Source organism: Sphingopyxis solisilvae (assembly GCF_015475875.1).
GTDB lineage: Bacteria > Pseudomonadota > Alphaproteobacteria > Sphingomonadales > Sphingomonadaceae > Sphingopyxis > Sphingopyxis solisilvae.
This window is the reverse complement of record NZ_JADKYM010000023.1, coordinates 43,164-49,595: the sequence shown is the minus strand read 5'-3', so window position 1 is coordinate 49,595 and position 6,432 is coordinate 43,164. Positions and strand designations below refer to the sequence as shown.

Annotated in this window: 7 protein-coding genes and 1 tRNA gene; 4 read left to right on the top strand and 4 right to left on the bottom strand. The window is 64.8% G+C overall.

Annotated elements, in window-relative coordinates:
• Positions 1 to 137: 137 nt before the first annotated feature.
• Positions 138 to 214: transfer RNA gene (locus IR187_RS14140), tRNA-Pro, on the bottom strand.
• A gap of 277 nt (positions 215 to 491) precedes the next feature.
• On the opposite strand from IR187_RS14140, the gene yajC reads away from it, so the two are divergent.
• The 3 genes from yajC to secF are packed head-to-tail and all read left to right on the top strand — an operon-like array spanning position 492 to position 3,486.
• On the top strand, positions 492 to 821 hold the full coding sequence (gene yajC, locus IR187_RS14135; RefSeq protein ID WP_162548518.1) for a preprotein translocase subunit YajC: 330 nt from the start codon (positions 492 to 494) through the stop codon (positions 819 to 821).
• Between the two features lie 54 nt (positions 822 to 875).
• Positions 876 to 2,489, top strand: a complete 1,614-nt coding sequence (secD, locus tag IR187_RS14130; protein ID WP_194955221.1) for a protein translocase subunit SecD — start codon at positions 876 to 878, stop codon at positions 2,487 to 2,489.
• Between the two features lie 16 nt (positions 2,490 to 2,505).
• On the top strand, positions 2,506 to 3,486 hold the full coding sequence (gene secF, locus IR187_RS14125) for a protein translocase subunit SecF (RefSeq protein WP_194955220.1): 981 nt from the start codon (positions 2,506 to 2,508) through the stop codon (positions 3,484 to 3,486).
• Here the strand turns inward: secF and IR187_RS14120 are convergent.
• Together IR187_RS14120 and IR187_RS14115 are read right to left on the bottom strand one after the other, a co-directional pair.
• Positions 3,483 to 4,652, bottom strand: a complete 1,170-nt coding sequence (locus tag IR187_RS14120) for a glycosyltransferase (protein ID WP_194955219.1) — start codon at positions 4,650 to 4,652, stop codon at positions 3,483 to 3,485. The genes secF and IR187_RS14120 overlap by 4 nt on opposite strands.
• 120 nt (positions 4,653 to 4,772) lie before the next feature.
• A complete protein-coding gene (locus IR187_RS14115; RefSeq protein WP_194955218.1) occupies positions 4,773 to 5,333 on the bottom strand; it encodes a helix-turn-helix domain-containing protein in 561 nt (186 codons plus the stop codon).
• A gap of 86 nt (positions 5,334 to 5,419) precedes the next feature.
• Here IR187_RS14115 and IR187_RS14110 point away from each other — a divergent pair, with 86 nt between their 5' ends.
• Positions 5,420 to 5,902, top strand: a complete 483-nt coding sequence (locus IR187_RS14110; protein ID WP_228765958.1) for a DUF6456 domain-containing protein — start codon at positions 5,420 to 5,422, stop codon at positions 5,900 to 5,902.
• A gap of 3 nt (positions 5,903 to 5,905) precedes the next feature.
• On the opposite strand, the gene IR187_RS14105 is transcribed toward IR187_RS14110, so the two are convergent.
• Positions 5,906 to 6,403 carry a DUF2569 family protein gene (locus tag IR187_RS14105; RefSeq protein WP_194955217.1) on the bottom strand — a complete coding sequence of 166 codons (498 nt, stop codon included), beginning with the start codon at positions 6,401 to 6,403 and terminating at the stop codon, positions 5,906 to 5,908.
• Between the last annotated feature and the right edge of the window lie 29 nt (positions 6,404 to 6,432).

Below are 6,432 nucleotides of genomic sequence, written 5' to 3'. Positions count from 1 at the left end.
GCTCTCGGCGCATCATTTGCCGCCCGACGCGCTGACGATCGAGATTACTGAAACGGCGCAGATCGAAAACAGCCGCCAGGCACGCCAGACGCTCGCCGATCCCGGCGCGGCAATAAGTCGCTGTTTGAAATTTGAATTGGTCGGGACGAGAGGATTCGAACCTCCGACCCCCACACCCCCAGTGTGATGCGCTACCAGGCTGCGCTACGTCCCGACCGGCCCGATTGGGCAGGCGTGGCCCCTAGCGTGCCTTCGCGGGCGATGCAAGGCCATCGTGCCGCCAGAAGGGCGGCAAATCCTATTTGTTCGCGCCGCGCCGGAAATCCCTTGATCGCGGTGTGCGGCACCCCATTTCGGAGCCGCTTGGCACGAGGGGGGGAGGGCGCCGCGACGGTTGCGCGCCCGGTTCCTGCGTGATAGGCGCCGCGCCATTCATGCGCGCCGGTTTCGTGACGGAACCAGCGACGCCTTTTGACGGAAAGTTTTCACCCATGTCGACCAATCTGCTTCTGACCCAGGCGGCCGGATCGGGAAGCGGGGCCGCCGGTTTTCTGATGCTGGTCCCCTATCTGCTGATCTTTGTCGTATTCTGGTTCTTCCTGATCCGCCCGCAGCAGGTACGCGCCAAGGAACATCGCGCCAAGATTGCGGCGGTGAAGCCGCGCGACCAGGTGGTGACTGGGGGTGGCATTGTCGGCAAGGTCACGCGCGTCGATGACGATTATGCCGATGTCGAAATTGCGCAGGGCGTCAAGATCAAGGTCGTCAAGGCGACGCTGGCCGACGTGATGCAACCCGGCGGCAAGCCCGCCAACGACTGACGCGGCGGGGACTGCGCGCGTCGCCGTCCTGCCAATCGATCGGACCAATAGACCATGCTCGATTTTCCGCGCTGGAAGACCATCAGCATCAGCATCATCCTGTTGCTGGGCGTCATCTTTTCCATTCCCAGCTTTTTGCCCGAACGGACACTGAACAGCCTGCCGTCGTTCATGCAGGCCAAGGTCAATCTGGGGCTCGACCTGGCGGGCGGCAGCCATCTGCTGCTGGAAGCCGACATCGACGATCTGCGCAAGACGCAGCTGACCAATATGGAAAAGACCGTGCGCGCGGCCATGAACGGCGAACGCGGACCCGACGACGACATCGCGATCGGCGAGCTGTCGACCGATGGCGGGCGGATCAGCTTTCTGGTCCGCAACCAGGCACAGCTGGACGAAGCGCGCGACCGGCTGTTCAACCAGACGCGCGGTGCGGCGCTGACCGGTCAGCGCGACTGGAATATCGACATCGTCGATACCACGCGGATCGTGATGACGCCGACCACCGCCGGGCAGACGCAGGCGGTCGCCGAGGCGATGGATTCGGCGCGCGACATCATCGACAAGCGCGTCAACGCGCTGGGGACGCGCGAGCCGACGATCATCCGGCAGGGCAATGACCGCGTGGTGGTACAGGTGCCGGGCTTGCAGGATCCGGCGGCGCTGAAAGAGCTGATCGGCAAGACCGCGCGGCTGGAGTTCCGCATGGTCGATCCCAACGCCGACCTGAACGAGGCGGCAGCGGGCCGCGTCCCCGTCGGCAGCGAAATCGTCCCCTATGCGCCCGGCGAGGGCAATGGCGCTGCGTTCGAAGTGCTGCGGCGCCAGGTGATGATCAGCGGCGACCAGCTGGTCAACGCGCGGCAGAGCTATGATCCGCAGACGAACGAACCCGTCGTGACGATCGCGTTCGATTCGGGCGGTTCAAACACCTTTGCGCGGGTGACGGCGCAGAATGTCGGTCGACGGTTTGCAATGGTGCTGGACGGCCAGGTGTTGTCGGCACCGAACATCAACGAACCGATTTTGGGCGGCAGCGCCCAGATTTCGGGCAGCTTTACCGTGGCGAGTGCCAATGCGCTGGCGATTTCGCTGCGGTCGGGCGCGCTGCCGGTGAAAATGGCGGTGGTCGAGGAGCGCACCGTCACACCCGAACTCGGTGCCGATTCGATCCGCAAGGGTGCCATCGCGGGGATTATCGCGACCGTCGCGGTGCTGGTGTTCATGATCATCGTTTACGGGCGGTTCGGCGTCTATGCGAACATCGCGCTGATGTTCAACATCGCGCTGATCATTGCGATCATGGCCGCGTTCAACGCCACGTTGACGTTGCCGGGGATCGCGGGCTTTGTGTTGACGATCGGCGCCGCGGTCGACGCCAACGTGCTGATCAACGAACGCATACGCGAGGAATTGAAACGCGGGCGGCGCGTGTTCCAGGCGGTCGATGTCGGCTATGCCGAAGCGAGCCGCGCGATTTTCGATGCCAACATCACCAATGTCATCGCGGCGGGATTGATGTTCTGGTTCGGGTCGGGGCCGATCAAGGGGTTCGCCGTCGTGCTGACCATCGGCATCATCACCAGCGTCTTTACCGCCGTGACCGTTACGCGCCTGTTTGCCGCCCGGTGGCTGCACCGCACGCGCCCGACGTCGCTGAACATTTGATAGAGGGACCGACACCATGCGCCTGCTGAAACTCGTCCCCGACGACACCAACATCCAGTTCCTGAAATGGCGCCAGCTCGCCATGGCGATCAGCATTTTGATGATCGTGGCGTCGATTGCGCTCGTCGCGATGCGCGGGCTGAACCTGGGGGTCGACTTCGTTGGCGGCCAGTCGGTGCGCGTCGAATTTACCCAGACGATGCCCCCGATCGACGAAATCCGGTCGAAAGTGGCGGCGATCGGACTGGGCGAAGCGACGATCCAGCAATTCGGGTCCGACAAGGCGGTATCGATCCGCACCGCGCTGCCCGAAGGGGACAAGGCCGCGGCCGAACAGGCCGGCCAGCGCCTGGTGGCCGGAATCAAGGCGGCGTTTCCGACTGCCGAAACCGGGTCGGTCGAAACGGTGTCGGGCAAGGTATCGGAGGAATTGCTGCGAACCGGCGCGCTCAGCCTGTTGCTGGCGATGGTTGCCATCTCGATCTATATCTGGATCCGGTTCGAATGGCAGTTCGGGGTGGGCGCGCTGTTTGCGCTGTTCCACGACGTCGCGCTGACGTTCGGTTTTTTCGCGCTGACCCAGTTGCAGTTTGACCTGAACATCGTCGCGGCGCTGCTGACCATCATCGGTTATTCGCTGAACGATACGATCGTCGTGTACGACCGTATTCGCGAAAACCTGAAAAAATACCGCAAGATGGAAATCATCCCGCTGCTCGATCTCAGCCTGAACGAGACGCTGGCGCGCACGGTGATGACCAGCTTTACGATGCTGATCGCGCTGGGCGTGTTGCTGTGGGTCGGGCCGGACGTGATTTTCGGCTTCACCGCCGCGATGCTGCTCGGCATTTTCATCGGCACCTATTCGTCGGTCTACATGTCGGCGCCGATCCTGGTGTGGTTGAAGGTCGGCCCCGACAGCTTTGTGCCACGCACGGTCGCCGGGATCGAGGGCGGCGAGCGGGTCGAGCGCAAGGACGACGGCGCGGTCGTTTAACGACCGGCGCAGCGGCGCAGATGCTCGGCCAGTTCGCGGCCGTTGCGGTTCCAGTCGAAGCGATCCGCGAGGGTGGCGGCGACGTCTGACGGCGCGGGCGGGTTGGTCAGGATGGCCTGTACTGCGGCGGCAATCGCTTCAGGGGTCCGTTCGACGATCCGTCCCGCGACGGGCGACGTGACCAACTCGGCAGCGCCGCCCGCATCGCTGATAACGATCGGGGTGCCACAGGCCAGCGCCTCGACCCAGGCATTGGCGAGGCCTTCGCTGACCGAGGGCATGACGACGATATCGGCGGCGCGATAGAGCATCGGCAGGTCGCCATTTGCGACCGGACCCATGACATGGACGCGGGTTTCGACGCCGAGCCGCTGCGCCAACGCGCGGTAGCGGCCTTCGGCTTCGCCCGCGCCCGCCAGCCAATAATGAACGCCGGGCAGCGCGGGGAGCGCCTCGATCACGAGCGCCTGCCCCTTGCGCGGGATAAGCGCGCCGACGGTCAGGACCATCGGCGCATCGTCGATGCCGAGCGCCGCGCGGGCGGCGGCGCGGTCGCCGGGCGCAAAGCGGGCGGTGTCGATGCCGGTGTAGTGGGTGGTGACCTTGGCGGGATCGATGCCGATCGCCGCCATGTCGCGGCGCATCGCATCGGACACAGCGAGCAGGCCCGCGGCCTTGCCGGCGGCCTCGATCAGCTGCGGTGCAGTCGCCGGATCATGGCCGAAATGGCTGATATCGGCGCCGCGCGCCTTCACCGAAAAGGGCAGGCCGTGCGCGGCGGCGACGCGCATCGCGGCGGGACCGTCGGGGTAGAAGAATTGCGCGTCGACGACGTCGAAGGTCTGGCCGGACACCGTTGACAGCACGGCGCGCGCGACCATCGCCGGGTTGAAGCGTGCGCCGATGTGCGGGATCAGCGGGAAGCGCGGGCGGTGGACCGTGAGGCCGTCCCAGCTTTCGGTTCGCGGCAAGGCGCGGAGCGGCCGGTAGCGCGGGTGGAGCGCCAGCGGGAAGGGCGGCAGGCCGACGGGCGCGACGATGGTGAGTTCGATGCCCGGCTGGGCGGCCAGCGCGCGGAGGCTGCGTTCGACGAACAAGCCGAAGTTGGGACGTACGGCATCGGGGAACAGGGTAGCGATCGACAGGACGCGGAGGGGGGAGGTCATTCGCGAGTGCCCATAAGCACGTCATTGCGAGCGAAGCGAAGCAATCCAGGGCGGTTACCGCACGCTCTGGATTGCTTCGCTTCGCTCGCAATGACGAGGTTCCTGATCGCGAGCATGTTCCTAAAGCGATCGGATCAGCCGCACCGCGACCGCGGCCCAGGGCGGGTTATTGACCACTTGCTGCCGGGCGCCGGTGCCGAGCGGAAGCAGGTGCAGTTTTTCGCCATCGACGTTGAGCAGGCGGGCGAAGAAGAAGCGGCCGGCGGGGCGCGGGACGAGCAGGTCACGGTTGAGCGCGCTGGTCCAGTCGCCGGTGATCCGGCGGCACCAGATTTCGTCTCCGGCACGGTAGTCGCCAATCGACGAGGTGACGCGGACGGCGACCATATCCTCACCGGGACGGGCGGTCAGCGCCTGCTCGACGCGCGTCGGCGCCTGCGCGCCGTCCGCGCCGAGGTGCGCGGTAATCGTCAGCTGGGTATCCTGCGGCAATTGCACCAGTTCGGCAGCGTCGACCCCTAGCGCGGCGGCGATGCGGTTCATCCAGCCGAGCGACAGGTTGCGGGTGCCGGTTTCGAGGCGGCCGATCGTCTGCGCGGTGGTCGGCGGATCGCAGCGCGCGCCGACTTCCTCAAGCGTCAGTCCCTTGGCGCGGCGCACGGCGCGGATGCTGTTGATCATAAAAATTCCTCGATAACCAAATTGGTTTTTTCTTTCCTACTTATTTCTCCAATGTCAAGACATGATTCGTGACAGAGGAGTTCAACATGATCGCACGCCAACTGACCGATTGCCTGCATCCCGACGACCGCATCGATCCCGGGAAGAGCGGGCCGCAGGCGATGCGGCGCGTGACCATGAACGTGGCCGAGAGCCCGGTACAGTGGCTGGCATCGCGCGGTTTGCTGACCGAAGCGCAGTGCCGCGCGGGCGAACGGCTGCGCGCCGATTACGAGCGCGCCGGGCTGGCGGCACGGGTGACGATGCGCTGGGACGCGGCGCCCCCTGCGAAAGTCCGCGGCGGCGCGCGCGCAGCGGATGCGTCGCTGGCGCGGATCGATGCACAACGGCGTTTCCATGGCGCGCTCGAGGCGGTGGGGCCGGGGCTGGCCGACATATGTTGGCGGGTGATTTGTGCGGGTGAGGGGATTGCCGGGGCGGAGAAGGGCCTGGGGTGGCCGGCGCGGTCGGGGAAGCTGGTGCTGGGTCTGGCGCTGGATCGGCTGGCGCGGTTTTATGGGGTGGGGTGATCGTTAGCCGAAGATGCGCTGCGTTTCGTCGATATCCTTGATGTAGGTATTCGCCACGCGCTTCGATTTCATAAGATAGGCTGTCCAGATCGTGGCCGAAATGCTCGATTTGGCGGCCGACCATAGTGCTTCAGGAACTATGGCGCCAACAAACTCGGGGAAAAGGATCGACCCAACCAAAGCATCGATCAGCGTCGGGATAGCGGCAAGGCACCAAAGGCCAATGATGACGATCCGCACGGATGACCAGCGATGAACCGCCAGCAGCCGATAGGCGAGGAAGATCGACCCGGCGGCCGATGCTGCGACCAGCGCCCAACAGAATTGAATGTAGATAGACGTGTTGGGGCCAAGCACCTGACCCATTATGGCCGTTTCACGTATGTTCGCGATTGTCTGGAACAACATTCGCGCCGGTGAGAGGATACCGAGGACGAACACAAGCAAGCCCAGCCATCCCGCGACGCCCTGCAATTCGGATCGGCCTTTGTCGTCGCTCATGTCGTTCTCCCTTGGTTACGACATGTTCG